The sequence below is a fragment of the Novosphingobium sp. SG751A genome, from assembly GCF_013149295.1.
Taxonomy (GTDB): Bacteria; Pseudomonadota; Alphaproteobacteria; order Sphingomonadales; family Sphingomonadaceae; genus Novosphingobium.
On record NZ_JABGCB010000007.1, the window covers coordinates 200,639 to 214,672 of the forward strand.

The window sequence follows — 14,034 nt, forward strand, 5'->3', positions numbered from 1 at the left end:
CGCAGCCAAGACAAGGATTTACCCCATGCGCAATGAAACCCGCGCTCTCTTCATGGCCTATGCATCGCAGATCGCGCTGCTCAACGGTGTGCCTGATGCCACCGCCCAATTCGCGGTCGCCCCGTCGGTCGAGCAAAAGCTCGAAGACAAGATCAAGGAATCGTCCGAATTCCTGAATTCGATCAACATCATTCCTGTCATCGATCAGGAAGGGCAGGTGCTGGCCATTTCCACCGCCCGCACCATTGCCGGTCGTACCGACACCAGTGGGGGCACTCGCCGCAACCCGACCGACCCGAACGACAGTTCGGAAAAGCGCCGCTACCTCTGCAAGAAGACCGATTTTGACTGGGCGCAGTCCTATGCCCTGATGGATGCATGGCGTCACAAGCCTGAATTCCAGACGCTGATGCGCGATGCGATCCTGAAGCAGCAGGGCCGCGACCGGATCATGATCGGCTGGAACGGCACCAGCGCGGCGGCCCAGACTGACCGCGCTGCCAACCCCATGCTGCAGGACGTCAATATCGGCTGGATCAAGAAGCTGCGCGATAATGCCTCCGCCCAGATCATGAGCGACGGCAATCTGACGGTGAAGAGCAACGGCGCCAACAATGCCGCGCTCAATGCCATTTACGTCAAGGCGGGCGTGGATCTGTTTGATCCCAGCCTTGAAAACGCCACTTCCGCCGATGCCGATTACAGCTCGCTCGATGCGCTGGTGCTCGATGCCAAGCGGCTGATCCCCGAATGGTGGCGCGGTGATACCTCGCTGGTGGTGATCGTCGGCCATGATCTGGTCGATGACAAATATTTCAACATCGCCCAGGCCACCGGCGCCGAGGCGATGCAGGTCGAAGCCACCGACCGCATCTTGCGCTCGACCAAACAGATCGGCGGCCTGCCCGCCGTGCGCGTCCCCTTCTTCCCCGCCAATGCGATCATGATCACGCGGCTGGATAACCTCTCGATCTATGTGCAGGAAGGTACCCGCCGCCGCCAGCTCAAGGACGAGCCGGAATACAACCGGATCGCCAACTATGAGAGCGTCAACGAGGCCTATGTGATCGAGGAATACGAGATGGTGGCCTATGTCGAGAACATCGTCGTCGGCGCCGCCCCGGCCCGCCCGGCTCCGTAATCATACACCCGAGAGGCGATGGCAGGGGTTTAGGCCCCTGCTGCATGGCGCAACCTGTCATCTGGGATGGCACCGCCGGAGCCGAGACGCACAGGAGGGAGCGACCGGGCATCAGGGGCGATAAACCCCTCCGGTCCCAGCGCCTCCGGCCCGCCGCCAGATAGAGCGGGCAAATCGCCAGACGAAAGGCCCACCCCATGTTCAGCCCCGCACTTCGCCACCGCCAGCGCATCCTTGCTGCCCAAGCGGGCGAGCCGGAAGCCGCCCCCAACGCGCCCCCGCCCGAACTGACGAAGGAAAGCCCCGCCGGTCAGGAATATGCCGCCCTGCGCGTGGCGCTCCATGACAATCTGCGCTCCCTCTCCGACATTGCCAGCATCGAGGCGCGCAACCCGGTTAAGGTCGAGATGGCCCGTACCTTCGCTCCATGGATCGAGGGCGTGCTGCAGGCAGGCGAACAGGGACAGGCCGCGCAGGATGAAATCCTTGTGTGGAACCTGATCTGGGCCATCGACTATCGCGATTGGGATTATGCCCTGCGCCTTGCCGCCCATGCGATCCACTTCAATCTGGCCTCGCCGGAACGGATGAACAGCACCATTCCGTGCTTCCTTGCCGAACAGGTCGCGACGATCAGCCTGACCCAGAACGAAGCCGTGCCACATGAAGTGCTGGCCCGCGTCCTCGCGCTGATCGATGGGCGTGACATGCCCGATCAGGCCAAGGCCAAACTGCACAAGGCGCTGGGCCGCAGCTTCGCCCGCCGCGCCAAGGCCTTCGATCCTGCCGCCGACAATGCCCCCGCCGGTGGCAAGGCCGCCTATCTCACCGAGGCCGTCGCCCATCTGGAGCGCGCGCTCCAGCTCGACAACAGCATCGGCGTCAGGTCGGAAATCAAGGCGCTCAAGAAGGTACTGGAAAAGCTGGCCTCGCCCGAAGTGTCGGGCACCGATGGAGACGCCCAGAAAGGAGCAAAACCTTGAGCACTGCCCATATTTATGCCGCTGGCCGACCGGTGCGCGTCACCATCCGCCATCATCACGAAAGCGGATCATCGTCAGCCGAAACCATCGATATGGCGCGCTGGAGCGAAATGCATATCCCGCTCTTCAATGGCCTTTCGGTCTACTTTGAGGAGGTAACCGACGCGGATTGGCAGGACAAACCCGCCTTGGCGCCCGCCCCCACCCCCGAATAACCAGTTCGCCCCACGGCGGCGGGGGGCGGTTGGCGCGGACGGCGCACTCCGGTGACAGCCAGCCCACACCATCCCCACCCCCCGTTTTGATGCCCCGTTTTGACGCAAAGGCCCAGCCCATGAACAGCTTCACCCCCACCCCCATCGCCCCGCCCGATGATGCCGATGCGCAGGTGGTGGCCGATGGCTGGTTCCCGCCGGTCAAACTGGCCGATGTGCGCGAAGGTATGAACATCGGCGGCGGCGCGATCACCCAGATCCAGCTTACCCTTGCCATCGAGGGCGGCATGCTCTCGGCCCTGCGCCAACTGGCCGCTTGGCGCACCGCCCGCGCGCTGGCCGGGGCCGCCAGCCTTGCCGATGTGACCACCGACACGCTCAACGAAAAGAACCGCGCCGAGCTGCTCTGGACCCGCGCGGTGGGCTATTACGCCGCCGCCGATCTGGCGGGCGGCAACCGCGATCTTGCCTCCTCCGACACCGGCCTTGCCCGCGCCTCGGAAAAGGCAGCGTTGGCCGACGAATACCGCCGCGAGGGCCATGCTGCCATCGCCGACCTGCTCTCGATTGGCGGCGCTCCGGTCGCGCGCAACCGCGCGGAGATGCTGTGATGGCCATCAAACGACACGAAAAGCCTTGCGTCCAATGCGGCCATTTCTCGGTCATCATGAAGGGCCGTAATAGGTGCCAACGCCCCATTGCCGCCGCCGCATGCCCGGTCGATGGCCTGAAAATCACCCATCTTGATCGCTCAGCCTATTCCGAGCGCAGCAACGACTGGTCGCTGTTCGGGCGCCAGAAATGCGGGCCGGATGGCCGCTATTTCAAGGAGGGGAGATCCGGCCAATTCCCATCCCCCCCCGCCACCCCAGCGTGGGAAATAGGCCAATGACCCAAACCGCCACCGCCATGGATGGTGAAACCGTCGACGAGATCTGCCACCGCATCCTGGGCAAGACGGCGGCGGTCACCGAACAGGTGCTGGAGCTGAACCCCGGCCTTGCCGAGATTGGCCCGCGCCTGCCCGGCGGCACGGCTGTGATCCTGCCCGATGCCAGCGCCGCCCAGACCGCCACCATCGATATCGTGCAGCTCTGGGATTAAGCCGATGCTGAAAATCAACCTCCTGCGCGCCGCCCTGATGCAGGCCATGCCCGAACTCAAGGCCGCGCCCAAGAACCTCATCATGTGGGTGGATCGCGGCAAGGCGCAGTCGCGCGACACCGACGATCTCTCCTTCGCCTTTGAATTCCAGCTCAACGTCCTGCTGGTCGAGTTCGCGGGCGATATCGCCGACTTTGCCCTCGCCCTCCTGATCTGGCTGCGCACCAACCAGCCCGATCTGTTTGCCATGGGTGCCGACGCCTTCGACTTCGAGGTCGATATTCTGGACAATGGCAAAGCCGATGTGCAGATCCGCCTGCAACTGCGCCAAGGCGTGGCGGTGGACATAACGCCCCAAGGCGCCAAGGCCAGCTACCTGCCTGAACCGGTTCCGATGTTCCCTGACGATCTGCCCTTCGGCGGCCTCGATGTCGCCCCGGTCCTGACATCGATCACCGTCAATGATGAGGATCTGCCGCCATGGGATGTGGTCGATGGCGAATGACCTCTCCCGCCTCGATGAATGGTTTGGCCGGATCGTGGCAGGCATGGCGCCTGCCCAGCGCCGCAAGGCCACGCTCAAGCTGGGCCGCCTGCTGCGCCAAGCCAACCTCAAACGCATCGCCGCCAACGTCGATCCCGATGGTTCCGCCTTCGCCGCGCGCAAACCCCGCCGCGATCTGCGCGGTCGCCTGCGCAAGGGCGCGCGCGGCAAGATGTTCAAGGGCCTGCGCAAAATGGCAAAATGGCGCGTGGATGCCGCCGCCGATGGCGTGGAAATCAAACCCGTCACCAACACCGCCGACCGCGTCGGCTCGGTCAGCCAGTTCGGCCTGACCGTCACCGTGGGCCGGGGCCGCGATGGCCGAAAGATCCGCGCCAAATATGCGGAACGCCGCCTGCTGGGCTTTGGCCGTGATGATGAGGATCTGGCGCTGCAGGTGGCAGGGGAGATGCTGGAGCCGGACGGCCTCTAGGGTAAACCGCCCCCTTACCCTGCCATCCCCTCCCCGCGCGCGCGAAGGCCCGCCACAACGGGGGCATGTCCAGCAGCACCTCCGTCATCGACCTGTCGCAGCTCCCCGCCCCCACGGTGGTGGAGAGCCTCGACTATGAGACGATCCGCGCCGCGCTGATCGCCGATGTGCAGGAACTGCTGCCCACATGGGACGCCACGGTCGAGAGCGACCCGGCGGTCAAGGTACTGGAAGTCGCCGCCTATCGTGAGCTGCTGATCCGCCAGCAATTCAACGAGCGGGCCAAGCAATGCCTCCTCGCCTACGCCAAAGACAGCAACCTCGATCACCTCGGCGCGCTGCTGGGCGTCACCCGCCTGACCGGCGAGGACGACACCGCGCTGCTCTATCGTATCCAGCTTGCCCCCGATGCCTTCTCGGTCGCTGGCCCGGAAAGCGCCTATGAATATCTCGCCCTTTCCGCCGACAGCACCATCGCCGACGCCAGCGTCACCAGCCCCAGCCCCGGTGTTGTCCTGGTCTCGCTCCTCTCGGCATCAGGCGACGGCACCGCCAGCGCGCAGCAAATCGCCAATGTCGAGGCCGCGCTGGCTGGCGCCCGCCCGCTCACCGATCAGGTCATCGTCCAATCTGCCACCATCGTGCCCTACACGATCACCGCCGCGATCACCGTGTTCGATGGCCCCGATGGCGATGTGGTGCTGGCCAATGCGCAGGCTGGGGCCGAAGCCTATCGTATTGCCGCGCGCAAGATCGGGCGCGACATCAACCGGGCCAACATCTTTGCCGCCATCGCGGTGGCGGGCGTCTCCAATGTGGCGCTGTCCAGCCCGGCGGCGGACATGCCGATGGACGACACCCAATGCGGCCATTGCCTTGCCATCAACCTGACGGTGGCGGGCCGTGGCGAATAACCCTTCCCTCCTGCCGCCCAACGCGCGCCCGCTCGAACATGCGCTGGCCGGGGCCATGGCGCGCATCACCGCCATCCCCACGCCGCTCACCGACCTTGTGCGCCCCGATGCGATCCCGGCCTCGATCCTGCCGTGGCTGGCTTGGGGCCTGTCGGTCAACCGCTGGCGCCCAAGCTGGAGCGAGGAGCAGCGCCGCGCCGCCACCGCGCAGGCCATCCCCAATGCCAAGATCCGGGGCAGCCGCGCCGCCGCCGAGGCGGTGATCGCCGATTACGACCCGCGCATCACCCTGACCGAATGGTGGGAGGAAGGCGGCACCGGCGTGCCCTACACCTTCTTCTGCACCCTGCCGCTCGATGGCGCGTTCGACGATCTGGCCACGGCCAGCTTCGCCACCGAGCTTTACCGCGATCTGGTGCGCGTCAAACCCGCCCGCGCCCATTTCACCCTGCGCCAGCGCATCATGGCCAAGGTCACCCTGCCCATGGCCGCCGTGGCGCGCGCGTGGCGGATGGACCGCACCATGGCGACGATGATCGCCCCCGACCCCGCCGACGATCTCAAACTGACCACCGAATATGGCGAGCCGCTCGAGGATGCGGACGGCATCGCTTGGGAGTACATCTGATGGACCCGCTGCTGATTACCCTGACCAAAGCGGGCCTCTCGGCCATTGTCGGCGATGACAGCCCCTCGCTCGGCCCGGTGGTCATCACCCAGCTTGGCCTGACCGACGCGGTCTTTACCGTGGCCAGCACGCTCGAGGCCCTGCCCGGCGAATTCAAGCGCATCGACGTTTCGGGTCAGCAGGCGGGCGATGACACGCTGCACATGACCGCGCTCGATGCCTCGGACGATGTCTATTCCTATCGCGGTTTCGCGCTCTATCTGGCCGATGGCACACTGTTTGCCGTCTATGGCCAGAGCGGCCCCATCGCCGCCAAGGCCGCGCCCTCGGCCTCCTTCTTCGTGCTGGATATCAAGCTGGCCGAAGGGCAGGCCGAGAGCATCAGTTTCGGCGACACCAACTTCCTCAACCCGCCCGCCACCACCACCCGTCAAGGCGTGGTCGAACTGGCCACCAATGCCGAGGCCAGCGCAGGCACCGACACCCAGCGCGCCCTGACCCCGGCAGCGATGCAGGCCGCCATCCTCGCCCTGCTGCTGCGCGTCGATGGCGCAGGCTCCACCCTCGATGCCGATCTGCTCGATGGCCAGCATGGCGCATGGTATGCCGATATCGTCTCGCGCCTTGGCTATGTGCCCTTCGACAGCGTGGGCTTTACCGGCGCGGCCATCCTCACCCTGCTCAAAACGGTCGATGGCGCGGGCACCGATCTTGATGCCGATCTGCTCGACGGCAAACACGCCGCCGCCTTTGTCCTGGTCGAGGATGCCGCCACCTTCGGCTCCAATGCCAACGGCTATTGGCGCAGGATGCCGAACGGCCTGATCGAACAATGGGGTGAGGTGACGGCGGGCGAGAGCAGCTCGCCGCCCTCGCTGACCTTCCCCATCCCCTTCACCGATCTGGCCTCGGTCAACCTTCAGGTCACCGCGCGCACCCCCAACCCCGGCGCGGTCAGCGGCAACAGCGTGGGCGGCAACAAGGTCAGCCTCACCCAATTCAACGTGTTCTCCGACGACCTCGACCGCGCGGTCTTCTGGCGCGCTCTCGGAAAGTAAGCCCCCATGGTCAAAATCACCAACCTCGATCTTTTGGCCGATGACGCCATCGACGGCACCGAAACCCTGCCGGTGGTCAAAGGCGGCAAAAGCTGGCGCGCGCGTCTGGCCGCTCTGGCCGCGCCGATGGTCGCCGCCGCCAGTGCCGCGCGCGATGTGGCGCTGGCCGCGCTGGCCAGCACCCAAGCCGTGGCCGCCACGCTGCCCTATCCCAATTATGCCAGCACGGCGGCGGCGCAGGCTGACAGTAACCTCCTTGCCACACGGCAATATACGGTCCTGTCGGGCACCCAGATCCTGATCTACACGAAGGTTTCCTCCAGCGCCTCAACGCCTTTCGGCATCATCCCGACCACGCCTTACGTGGACCGCCTGAAGAATCGTTCGGCGGTTCCGTCCATCGACTTTGGGGCGGTGGGCGATGGCGCTCATGCGGTGGCCGATCAGGCGGGCTTTGCCGCCGCCATTGCCTATGCGCAAGGGACTGCCGCGCTGCCGCTCGGCTCGGGCGACACGATCTTTAATGACGTGGGCATCGTCTTGGAACCGGGCGTCTATGATGCGGGCGGCTTTGTCTTTGCCGGAAAGCCCATCAATATTCGGGCGCGCGTTCCCCATACGGTGGTGATCCGCATCCCTGCCGGGCAATATTTTGCGACCCATTCGGGCAATCCCACCACTGTCGTCATGGATGGTCTGATTTTTGTTGGCGGGAAAGGCGCCTACAAAAACACCAACACCGCCACCAATATTTCTTGGCGGGTGGAATTCACCAACAACAGCTTCCACAACTACACCGAATGCGCGATCCAGAATTCCGCGACCGATAGCCCCGCGCTGCATGTCAAGAATTGCCGGTTCGGCGGCGGGATGCCGACCGGGCTGCAAACCTGCGGCATCTCTTGGCGCGGCATGGCCGACCAGACCATCATCGAAGATTGCTACATGAGTGGCAACACCTATCACATCGTCATCGGGCCGCATCCGGGCAGCCACGTCACGATCCAGCGCTGCTATTTTCAGGGCGGCAACGATTCGAGCGTTCCGCGCACCAAGGCTGACATCTGGCTCAAGCCGAATACGAGCGGCGGCGAAACCAACAGCGGTCACAACTCGATCATCTATAACTGCCGCTTCGGCGGCGAATTGCTGGACAGCGCCTATCCTACGCCGCGCATCCTGATTGCCAACGAGGACACCTCGCTCGGCGGGAGCAACTCGCAATATCCGCCTTCGTTCACCGATACTTCCGGCGATATTTCCGGCTTCAAGATTTTCGACAACCATGTCGGCAATCCCTCGCCGTTCAATGCGCCGTTCATCCGCTCCTATGTGACCAATACGCGCTATTTCCATGGGCGCGGCAATACGTTCGTAGGCGGAACGCTGACGAAATACATCGAATTCCCGCTTGGGCGTAACCCCAACTATTCCAACAATAACAACCGCTTTGAATTGGATGACACGGCCTCGAATATCCCGCTGGCCCTGTCCAACGTGCCGGTTGGTCGCCTCGATGATCGCAGCGGGGCTTGGCTTGGTGATATCAATGCCATGCCCGCGATCCCGATCAGCGATGACCCGCTGGTGGTTCCGGTCGCGGTGGGCCTGTCTGGCTATGACTTATCCTATGCGTCCGGCACGACTTCGGTGGCTGTGGCCGATCCCTATGGCGCGAATGAATACGCGGCGGTGACCGGCCTTGCCTTGCTGGGCTTTACCGATCCTTACGCCGGGGCGGGCGGGCCGATGTTCTTGGAGGTCAGCCTTTCCAAGGCGGCAAGCAATACGCTGTCCTATGTGACGGTCGATGTGGTGAACACCTCGAACAACTATTATTCATTCCTCCGCACCTTCCCGCTTCCGGCCAATGGCTCACCGGCCAAGCTGATGCTGCCGTTCTACCTCGCGGCCAATGCCAATCCCGGCTCGTGGCAATTCCGCGTCTATGGCAGCGGCATTGTCGCGGGCAGTGCCGATACCTTTGTGCTGGGCGACATGATCCTCACCAAGGGGACGGGGCGCACTGGCCGCGACAAGGCTTTGACGCGCTTCGGCGGCATCCAGCCTTCCAATCGCCGTTTGATCGGCGGCGCGGCGGCAGTGCTGCCCACCGGCTGGTCGATGAGCGGCACCCCGGCGGGCGCGACCATTGCCGTCACCAAGGTCGGCACTGATCAGTATGGCGATTTCGTGGAGTTTTCGCACACCGGCACCACGACCGGCTCTGGCGGCTGGGTGCTGCGTTTCCAGCCTCAGAAATCCATGAGCTATGTGGCCGGGTCCAATTATCGCTGCCACGTTCCCATGCGGATCATCAGCGGCGATTTCTCGGCGGGCACCACGCAAACCGGTTACGACGGCTCATCCGGCAAGCTCACCATGCAGGTCGGCAGCTACAGCGCGGCGGATAGTCTGCTGGTGCAGCGCGGCATCGCCTTCACCCCGAACAGCAACTTCGCCCTCTACGGGCGGACGCTCACCGAGGGCGCGGCCTATTTCCACAATGGGGCCGACTACCTCTGGCCGCTGCTCAACATCAACTACGCCAGCGGCGTCACGCTGAACACGGTTTTCCGCGTCTACGCCCCCATCTTCAACCGCACCAAATAAGAGGCTCCCCATGTCCACCCCCTTTGGTTTCACCATGTCCGGCCCGATCAAGGACGTGCGCACCGATCTGGCAGCGCGGCCTGCCAATGACCCGACTTTCCCCCAAGCCTGCGCCGATTTTCTGTTGGGCCAGCTCGAAGCGCTGCCCGAGGAAAAGAATGTGACGCTGACCATTCAGGGCGTCCTTGGCTGGCAAGACGCGCAGATCGCCGGGCCGCTGGCCTTCAGCGTCTTCGGCAACGCGACCTGACAGGTGCCCCATGGCTGACCTGTCGCCCCTGCCATCGCCTGTGCTGGCAACCGCATCGCTGGCCGCGCCTCATGCGCGCGGCTGGTGGGACACTCTCTTTGCCCTGATGGTGATGGCCTTGGCGAATTTCTGGGAGGCCCTGCCTCACCTTATCCAATTGGGCGGCCTTGTCGTGGTCTGCCTTACCGCCGTGCAGAAGCTGATCGAGCTGGGCTGGATCAGGAATCCGCGGCGCGCAAAACAGGAGCAATCCGATGACCTTGGTTGAAGATGCGCGTCAGGCTTGGCGCTGGTGGTCGGTGCGCATGGCCGCGCTGGCCGGTGTGGTCGCGGGCGCGCTGGTGGCCCAGCCCCAGATCCTGACCGGGCTGGTGGCCTATGTGCCCGAACGCTGGCGCCCGCTGGCCTCGGCGCTGGCCGGGCTGGCGGTCTTTGCCGCGCCCACCGCGCTGCGTCTGATCCAGCAAGGGAGCAAGCCCGATGGCAACGCAGCCTGAAACCGGACAGGTCAAAAAGGGCGGCGTGGTGGTGTTGATAGCGGCGCTGCTGGCGCTGATCGGCCCGGCCACCACGCAATTGGTGCTGACCGAGATCCCCAAGGAAGAGAGTGGCCGCAAGGTGGCGGTCGCCGTCTCGCCTCAAGCCAGGACCGCCACGATCACGAATATCAGCGGCAAGCAGTATTTGCGAGTCTACCTCGATATGATCGGCGTGGCCACGGCCTGCGACGGACTGACCGGCGAGGGCATCAAGGTGGGCCGGGAGTTCACCGAGCAGCAATGCGCCCAGATGCTGGTGGACCGGCTGACGGCTGACGGGGCGCATATCATGGCCTGCACCCCCGGCCTCGCGCTCTCGATCCCGCGCCGGGATAACGTCCGCTATGCCGCGCTCAGTCTGGGTCATCATGTGGGCTGGCCGACCTATTGCCGCTCGACCATGCGCCGCCAGATCAACGCGGGCCAGATCCGCGCCGCCTGCAACAGCCTGACATGGTTCAACAAGGCCGGTGGCCGCGTGATCCCCGGCATCGTCGCGCGCCGCAAACGAGAGCAGGCGATTTGCCTGCGCGATGCCGCCTGATTTCCCCCTTCCGCGCCCACTGGCGCCCATTGGAGTAATTGCCATGAATATTGTTCTGTATCTTCTCGCGCTCTTGCTGATCGGCCTCGCTGTCGCCGATTGGCGCACCACCCGCGCCGGGCTGATGTCGGGCCGCGCTGGCGAGGGCAATCGGCTGCTGGCCTTCGTGATGGCCCGTATCGGGGTGGAAGCCACCCTCATCGGCAAGACCGTGCTGATTTCGGCATTCGCGATCTGGATGGTGACGGGCGGCGCCGCTTCCCAACTTGAAGCGCTGGTGACGCTGCTGATGCTCGATGCGCTCTATGCATGGGTCGTTCGCAAGAACCTGCGCATCCTCAACCCCTGACCCGATCCCCCGCTGCCGAAAGGATGCCTGACGATGGGCAAGCTCGCCTCCCTCGCCCTGTCCCTGCTCACCGGCTCGCTCTGGCGCTGGCCGCTGGCGCTCCTGCGCTGGATCACCGCAACGCCTGCGCGGGCTTGGGCGGCAATAGCCATCCTCGCACTGGCGGGCACCGGATTGGAGTACCGCCTTGTCAGAAATTACGGGGCCATAAGCCACGCGGCCATCGCTCAATTGAAGGCCGAACAATCGCAAGCCAAGGCCATCAAAGCCTTGGCGGAATTGAAATATAGGATTCTTGCCCATGATGCAGGCCAAAACTATGCCGCGCTGCAAGCGCAGGGCGATGCTCGCCTTGCCGCTTACATTGCTGATCACCGCGTGCGGATCGCGGCCCCAACCCATTCCGCCAGCGCCGCCCAAGGTGGAAATCCCGCAATTCTTGCGAACGCCGCCCCAGACCAACTCGTGGCGACGCTGACCATCAGCGAGGCAGATTTGCGGGTTTGCGATGCGAACTATGCCTATGCCCGCGCGGCCTTTGATTGGGCTCAAAGGATCGGCGAGTGACGGACGACGATATCCCCCTCGATCCCTCGACGCTGATCCGCCTCGGTGTGATCAGCGCCGTGACGCTCGATCCCCCCCGCTGCCGCGTCCGCTTTGGCGATCCCGAAGCGGACGATGGCGCCATCGAAAGCCCGCCCATCCGCTGGCTTGCCCTGCGCGCTGGCGCCACCCGCCGCTGGAGCGCGCCCACCGTGGGCGAGGAATGCGTCCTGCTCTGCCCCGATGGCCAGATCGGCAATGGCGTGGCGCTGGCGGGCCTCAACAATGACAATAACCCCGCCCCCGCGTCATCGCTGGCCGAACTGATTGCCTTCGCCGATGGCGCGATCTTCTCCTATGACCCCGAAACCCACCATCTGGCCGCCACCCTGCCCGATGGCGCCACCGCCACGATCAAGGCCACCACCATCACGCTGGATGCGGAAACGGTTCACGCCACCGGCGATATCACCGCCGATGGCAATGTGGTCGCGGGCGGGATCAGCCTGAAAGGGCACAAACACCCCAATATCCAGCGCGGTGCAGCTTTGAGCGATCCACCCGCCGCCTGATCCTCGGTAAACCGCCCCCTTACCCCTGCCCCTGCTGGCCCGCGCGCGCGCGGGCAGGCATCCCATCCGCCATGAACGGAATGGACGCCACCACAGGAAAGCCCCTCTCGGGCGATGCGCATCTGGCGCAATCGGTGGCCGATATCCTCACCACGCCCATCGGCTCGCGCGTCATGCGCCGCGCCTATGGCTCGCTGATCCCCAGCCTCATCGACGCGCCGATCAACGCGGCCACCCCCATGCTGATCCGCGCCGCCACGGTCCTCGCCATCCGCGCGTGGGAGCCGCGCCTCTCCATCGCCCGCGTCCGCCTGTTCGGCGCGCCTGCTTTGGGCAAGCTCACCATCCAGATCAGCGGCCAACGCGCCGACACCGCCCAGCCCGTCACCCTCTCCATCACAGCCTGAAGGATCACGCCATGGCCCACGGCCTCACCCTCACCGAATCCACCAGCGGGGCGCGCAGCCTCGCCACCTCCAGCATGGCCGTGATCGGCATCATCGCCACCGCCAGCGCGGCGGACGGCGCAGCCACCACCGCGCTCGATGCTGCCTTCCCGCTCGATACGCCGGTCCTGATCACCAACATCGCCGAGGCCATCGGCAAGGCGGGCACCGGCGGCACGCTGCTGCCCACGCTCGAAGCCATCGCCGATCAGGTCACCCCGGTGCTGGTGGTGGTCCGCGTGGCCGAAGGCGAGGATGATGCCGAAACCAGCACCAACGTCATCGGCGGCAATGTCGGCGGGGTCAAAACCGGCCTACAGGCGCTGATCGCGGCCAAAAGCGTCGTCAATGTCCGCCCGCGCATCATCGGCGCCCCCGGCCTCGATGCCGCCACCGTCACCGCGCAGCTCGTGATCGCGGCCAAGCGCCTGCGCGGCCGCGCCTATGCCCGTGCGATCGGCGAGGATGACGCGGCGGTCATCGCCTATCGCCAGACCTTCTCGGCCCGCGAACTCACGCTGATCTGGCCCAACACTTCGCCCGATTTTGTGGGCGATGCCACCGCCCGCGCGCTGGGCCTGCGCGCCCAGATCGACGAGACCACGGGCTGGCACAAAACGATCAGCAATGTGGCGATGGATGGCGTCACCGCGCTCACCCGCAACATTGCCTTCGACCTGCTCGACAGCAGCACCGAGGCGGGCGTCCTCAACGATGCCGATATCGTCACGATCATCCGCGAATTCGGCGGCTTCCGCTTCTGGGGCAACACCACCTGCGCGGGCGAAGACCAGAGCGAATATCGCTTCGAAAGCGCCGTCCGCACGCTCCACGCGCTGCAGGATATCGTGATCGAGGCCTTCGCCCCCGAATTCGACAAGCCGATGACCGTCGCCCTGGTCAAAGACCTGCTCGAAAGCTGCAACACCAAATTCAGCGAACTGGCCACCTCCGGCTGGATCATGGGCGCCAAGGTCGCGCTGGCCGCCACCGGCAACACCAGCGCCGAACTCGCCGCCGGTCGGCCCAAATTCGCCCTGCGCTTCACCCCCTGCGCGCCGTTTGAAAACCCCACGGTCGATTTTGCCATCACCGAGGAATTCTACAGCGACTTCGCCTCGCAGGTCGCGGCCTGATCCTTCCCTCCCCCTTCTG

The 14,034-nt window shown here is 64.8% G+C and carries 20 protein-coding genes; all 20 read left to right on the forward strand.

The genetic code is table 11. The annotated features are described in order from the left end of the window. Window positions 1-25: 25 nt before the first annotated feature. Window positions 26-1,141 carry a phage major capsid protein, P2 family gene (locus tag FHW96_RS11515; RefSeq protein ID WP_172340709.1) on the forward strand — a complete coding sequence of 372 codons (1,116 nt, stop codon included), beginning with the start codon at window positions 26-28 and terminating at the stop codon, window positions 1,139-1,141. A gap of 197 nt (window positions 1,142-1,338) precedes the next feature. Further along, window positions 1,339-2,124 carry a phage terminase small subunit gene (gene gpM / locus FHW96_RS11520; RefSeq protein WP_172340710.1) on the forward strand — a complete coding sequence of 262 codons (786 nt, stop codon included), beginning with the start codon at window positions 1,339-1,341 and terminating at the stop codon, window positions 2,122-2,124. Further along, window positions 2,121-2,339 (forward strand): hypothetical protein, encoded by a 219-nt coding sequence (locus FHW96_RS11525; protein WP_172340711.1) that lies wholly within the window; start codon window positions 2,121-2,123, stop codon window positions 2,337-2,339. Before gpM ends, FHW96_RS11525 begins: the two co-directional genes overlap by 4 nt. 119 nt (window positions 2,340-2,458) lie before the next feature. Next, window positions 2,459-2,950, forward strand: a complete 492-nt coding sequence (locus FHW96_RS11530) for a head completion/stabilization protein (RefSeq protein WP_172340712.1) — start codon at window positions 2,459-2,461, stop codon at window positions 2,948-2,950. Window positions 2,951-3,227: 277 nt separating this feature from the next. Continuing rightward, window positions 3,228-3,443 (forward strand): tail protein X, encoded by a 216-nt coding sequence (locus tag FHW96_RS11535; RefSeq protein WP_172340713.1) that lies wholly within the window; start codon window positions 3,228-3,230, stop codon window positions 3,441-3,443. A 4-nt stretch (window positions 3,444-3,447) separates the two neighbouring features. Further along, window positions 3,448-3,948 carry a phage tail protein gene (locus FHW96_RS11540; protein WP_172340714.1) on the forward strand — a complete coding sequence of 167 codons (501 nt, stop codon included), beginning with the start codon at window positions 3,448-3,450 and terminating at the stop codon, window positions 3,946-3,948. Further along, complete coding sequence (locus FHW96_RS11545; RefSeq protein ID WP_172340715.1) at window positions 3,938-4,420, forward strand: phage virion morphogenesis protein; 483 nt, start codon at window positions 3,938-3,940, stop codon at window positions 4,418-4,420. The genes FHW96_RS11540 and FHW96_RS11545 overlap by 11 nt, the downstream gene beginning before the upstream one ends. A 65-nt stretch (window positions 4,421-4,485) precedes the next feature. Then, window positions 4,486-5,334, forward strand: coding sequence for a baseplate J/gp47 family protein (locus FHW96_RS11550; protein ID WP_172340716.1), 849 nt, complete (start codon window positions 4,486-4,488; stop codon window positions 5,332-5,334). Then, window positions 5,324-5,962 (forward strand): phage tail protein I, encoded by a 639-nt coding sequence (locus FHW96_RS11555; protein ID WP_172340717.1) that lies wholly within the window; start codon window positions 5,324-5,326, stop codon window positions 5,960-5,962. The genes FHW96_RS11550 and FHW96_RS11555 overlap by 11 nt, the downstream gene beginning before the upstream one ends. Continuing rightward, entirely contained in the window at window positions 5,962-7,020 is a 1,059-nt protein-coding gene (locus FHW96_RS11560; protein WP_172340718.1) for a hypothetical protein, read from the forward strand. Before FHW96_RS11555 ends, FHW96_RS11560 begins: the two co-directional genes overlap by 1 nt. Window positions 7,021-7,026: 6 nt before the next feature. Then, window positions 7,027-9,633, forward strand: coding sequence for a hypothetical protein (locus FHW96_RS11565; RefSeq protein ID WP_172340719.1), 2,607 nt, complete (start codon window positions 7,027-7,029; stop codon window positions 9,631-9,633). Between the two features lie 10 nt (window positions 9,634-9,643). Further along, window positions 9,644-9,883 (forward strand): hypothetical protein, encoded by a 240-nt coding sequence (locus tag FHW96_RS11570; RefSeq protein WP_172340720.1) that lies wholly within the window; start codon window positions 9,644-9,646, stop codon window positions 9,881-9,883. 10 nt (window positions 9,884-9,893) lie between these two features. Next, a complete protein-coding gene (locus FHW96_RS11575; RefSeq protein WP_172340721.1) occupies window positions 9,894-10,151 on the forward strand; it encodes a hypothetical protein in 258 nt (85 codons plus the stop codon). Beyond that, entirely contained in the window at window positions 10,138-10,380 is a 243-nt protein-coding gene (locus FHW96_RS11580; RefSeq protein ID WP_172340722.1) for a hypothetical protein, read from the forward strand. The genes FHW96_RS11575 and FHW96_RS11580 overlap by 14 nt, the downstream gene beginning before the upstream one ends. Beyond that, on the forward strand, window positions 10,364-10,966 hold the full coding sequence (locus tag FHW96_RS11585) for a lysozyme (protein WP_172340723.1): 603 nt from the start codon (window positions 10,364-10,366) through the stop codon (window positions 10,964-10,966). Before FHW96_RS11580 ends, FHW96_RS11585 begins: the two co-directional genes overlap by 17 nt. 43 nt (window positions 10,967-11,009) lie before the next feature. After that, window positions 11,010-11,315: a DUF5658 family protein gene (locus tag FHW96_RS11590; RefSeq protein ID WP_172340724.1), complete on the forward strand. Its 306-nt coding sequence runs from the start codon at window positions 11,010-11,012 to the stop codon at window positions 11,313-11,315. A 33-nt stretch (window positions 11,316-11,348) separates the two neighbouring features. After that, window positions 11,349-11,882, forward strand: coding sequence for a hypothetical protein (locus tag FHW96_RS11595; protein ID WP_172340725.1), 534 nt, complete (start codon window positions 11,349-11,351; stop codon window positions 11,880-11,882). Continuing rightward, window positions 11,879-12,433, forward strand: a complete 555-nt coding sequence (locus tag FHW96_RS11600; RefSeq protein WP_172340726.1) for a phage baseplate assembly protein V — start codon at window positions 11,879-11,881, stop codon at window positions 12,431-12,433. The genes FHW96_RS11595 and FHW96_RS11600 overlap by 4 nt, the downstream gene beginning before the upstream one ends. Before the next feature lie 71 nt (window positions 12,434-12,504). Further along, a complete protein-coding gene (locus tag FHW96_RS11605; RefSeq protein WP_172340727.1) occupies window positions 12,505-12,840 on the forward strand; it encodes a GPW/gp25 family protein in 336 nt (111 codons plus the stop codon). 11 nt (window positions 12,841-12,851) lie between these two features. After that, complete coding sequence (locus FHW96_RS11610) at window positions 12,852-14,015, forward strand: phage tail sheath subtilisin-like domain-containing protein (RefSeq protein WP_172340728.1); 1,164 nt, start codon at window positions 12,852-12,854, stop codon at window positions 14,013-14,015. Window positions 14,016-14,034 lie beyond the last annotated feature (19 nt).

Excerpts from the sequence above, each read along its gene's own strand:
- FHW96_RS11515 (WP_172340709.1), top strand. The coding sequence starts at position 26 with ATGCGCAATGAAACCCGCGCTCTCTTCATGGCCTATGCATCGCAGATC.
- gpM (WP_172340710.1), top strand. The coding sequence starts at position 1,339 with ATGTTCAGCCCCGCACTTCGCCACCGCCAGCGCATCCTTGCTGCCCAA.
- FHW96_RS11530 (WP_172340712.1), top strand. The coding sequence starts at position 2,459 with ATGAACAGCTTCACCCCCACCCCCATCGCCCCGCCCGATGATGCCGAT.
- FHW96_RS11535 (WP_172340713.1), top strand. The coding sequence starts at position 3,228 with ATGACCCAAACCGCCACCGCCATGGATGGTGAAACCGTCGACGAGATC.
- FHW96_RS11540 (WP_172340714.1), top strand. The coding sequence starts at position 3,448 with ATGCTGAAAATCAACCTCCTGCGCGCCGCCCTGATGCAGGCCATGCCC.
- FHW96_RS11545 (WP_172340715.1), top strand. The coding sequence starts at position 3,938 with ATGGCGAATGACCTCTCCCGCCTCGATGAATGGTTTGGCCGGATCGTG.
- FHW96_RS11550 (WP_172340716.1), top strand. The coding sequence starts at position 4,486 with ATGTCCAGCAGCACCTCCGTCATCGACCTGTCGCAGCTCCCCGCCCCC.
- FHW96_RS11560 (WP_172340718.1), top strand. The coding sequence starts at position 5,962 with ATGGACCCGCTGCTGATTACCCTGACCAAAGCGGGCCTCTCGGCCATT.
- FHW96_RS11565 (WP_172340719.1), top strand. The coding sequence starts at position 7,027 with ATGGTCAAAATCACCAACCTCGATCTTTTGGCCGATGACGCCATCGAC.
- FHW96_RS11570 (WP_172340720.1), top strand. The coding sequence starts at position 9,644 with ATGTCCACCCCCTTTGGTTTCACCATGTCCGGCCCGATCAAGGACGTG.
- FHW96_RS11575 (WP_172340721.1), top strand. The coding sequence starts at position 9,894 with ATGGCTGACCTGTCGCCCCTGCCATCGCCTGTGCTGGCAACCGCATCG.
- FHW96_RS11580 (WP_172340722.1), top strand. The coding sequence starts at position 10,138 with ATGACCTTGGTTGAAGATGCGCGTCAGGCTTGGCGCTGGTGGTCGGTG.
- FHW96_RS11585 (WP_172340723.1), top strand. The coding sequence starts at position 10,364 with ATGGCAACGCAGCCTGAAACCGGACAGGTCAAAAAGGGCGGCGTGGTG.
- FHW96_RS11590 (WP_172340724.1), top strand. The coding sequence starts at position 11,010 with ATGAATATTGTTCTGTATCTTCTCGCGCTCTTGCTGATCGGCCTCGCT.
- FHW96_RS11595 (WP_172340725.1), top strand. The coding sequence starts at position 11,349 with ATGGGCAAGCTCGCCTCCCTCGCCCTGTCCCTGCTCACCGGCTCGCTC.
- FHW96_RS11605 (WP_172340727.1), top strand. The coding sequence starts at position 12,505 with ATGAACGGAATGGACGCCACCACAGGAAAGCCCCTCTCGGGCGATGCG.
- FHW96_RS11610 (WP_172340728.1), top strand. The coding sequence starts at position 12,852 with ATGGCCCACGGCCTCACCCTCACCGAATCCACCAGCGGGGCGCGCAGC.